Source organism: Streptococcus parasanguinis (genome assembly GCF_001578955.1).
GTDB lineage: Bacteria > Bacillota > Bacilli > Lactobacillales > Streptococcaceae > Streptococcus > Streptococcus parasanguinis_U.
Genome location: NZ_KQ969690.1, coordinates 383,261 through 384,621, shown reverse-complemented (window position 1 = coordinate 384,621; position 1,361 = coordinate 383,261). Strand labels below are relative to the sequence as shown.

Below are 1,361 nucleotides of genomic sequence, written 5' to 3'. Positions count from 1 at the left end.
ATCCCCATTTTCTGGGATGGTCACTCGTTCAATTCCTTTTCCAGCACTTCCGACTAGTCCAAGTCCATTGGTCAATAGGAAAGAGAAAGGAACATTGGTAGACGTCATAGCAAAGACTTTCCCTAGGGCTTCTGATCCCGTAAAGAGTTTGGTTGGATCCTTGATCTGATGCATGATAGCGGACATGACCTCTTGCTGGCGACGAGTCCGGCCAAAATCCCCTTCATCATCCTTACGGAAACGCGAGTAATTGAGAAGGGTCCGGCCATCCATCCGTTGCTTTCCAACCTTGATGGTTTGTTGCGGAACGACACCGTCTTTCATGTTCAAATCGTCTGGAACTTCTACTTCACTGACTTTTTCGCCATCAACCGTTGAAAACTGCGCATTCATCTCGACCCCATTTGGGAAGAGGGTATCGATCGCTGTCGCAAAGGTCTTGAAATCGACCATGGCGTAATATTGGATGTCAATGTCAAAGTTATCTTTGAGCATCTGACGCACCAATTCAGCCCCTTGGTTGTTATTTTGCTCCCCGATGGTGAAGGCAGTATTGAGCTTCTGGTCATAGTAGCCATCGTATTCAGGAATATTTTGCTGGCTCACTCCATCAATATGGACCAGTGTATCCCGCATGAAGCTGACCATCTTGATCTTACCTTCTTTGTTATTGACATTGACCACCATGATGGAGTCTGTCCGGGTTTCATCTGACTTCTCACCGATCCGACCATCTGTCCCCAAGATCAGAATATTGACCCCATCTCGCGACTTCTTGCCGTTAAATTTCTCGACAACAGCAGGCTTGGCATCTTTCCCAGCTGGTTTACTATTGAGGCCTTTCACAAACATAAAGACCATGCCACCGATAATGAGCAAGAAAAAGAGAGCTATCCACTTGAGGATCCGCTTGACGCGGATCTTTTTCCGTGGTTTCTTAGGTAGATCGCTCGTCGCAGCGACTGCTTTTTTCTTTGTTTTTTTGCTACGTGATTGGTAAACAGGAAGGTCACCAATCGGTTCAGCAATCTCCCCTTGCACTTCTTCACTAGCAGCTACTTCAGGCTGTTGAAGGGGTTCTGATTCCTCATAAACTCCTTGGCTTTTTTTGAGCAAATAATTGTATTCTAGTTGTTCTCGTTCATTCAAATAATGAAAATTTGAGTATAAGTACTCTAATCGCTTTCGCTCATGGTGAGATAGAAAGTTGGATTCGTTACTCATCTTTTCTCCATTCCGTTATCTTTTAAGGTATAGACCTGATACTGACCCAAGACTTTTGTCTGAATGCCCAGACTGTCTAATTCTTGATAGGCAAACTGCAGAAGATCAGGCGCTTGATTTAGAAGGTCAATAATGAA

General features: G+C 44.6%; 1 protein-coding gene and 1 pseudogene. Both read right to left on the bottom strand.

Annotated elements, in window-relative coordinates; translation table 11 throughout:
- Positions 1-1,224: LCP family protein (locus SPADD19_RS05695; RefSeq protein ID WP_061455481.1), on the bottom strand; the 1,224-nt coding region annotated here is incomplete at its 3' end.
- Positions 1,221-1,361, bottom strand: a pseudogene (locus SPADD19_RS11575) (prephenate dehydratase); the annotation flags it as partial. The gene SPADD19_RS05695 and the pseudogene SPADD19_RS11575, both read right to left, overlap by 4 nt.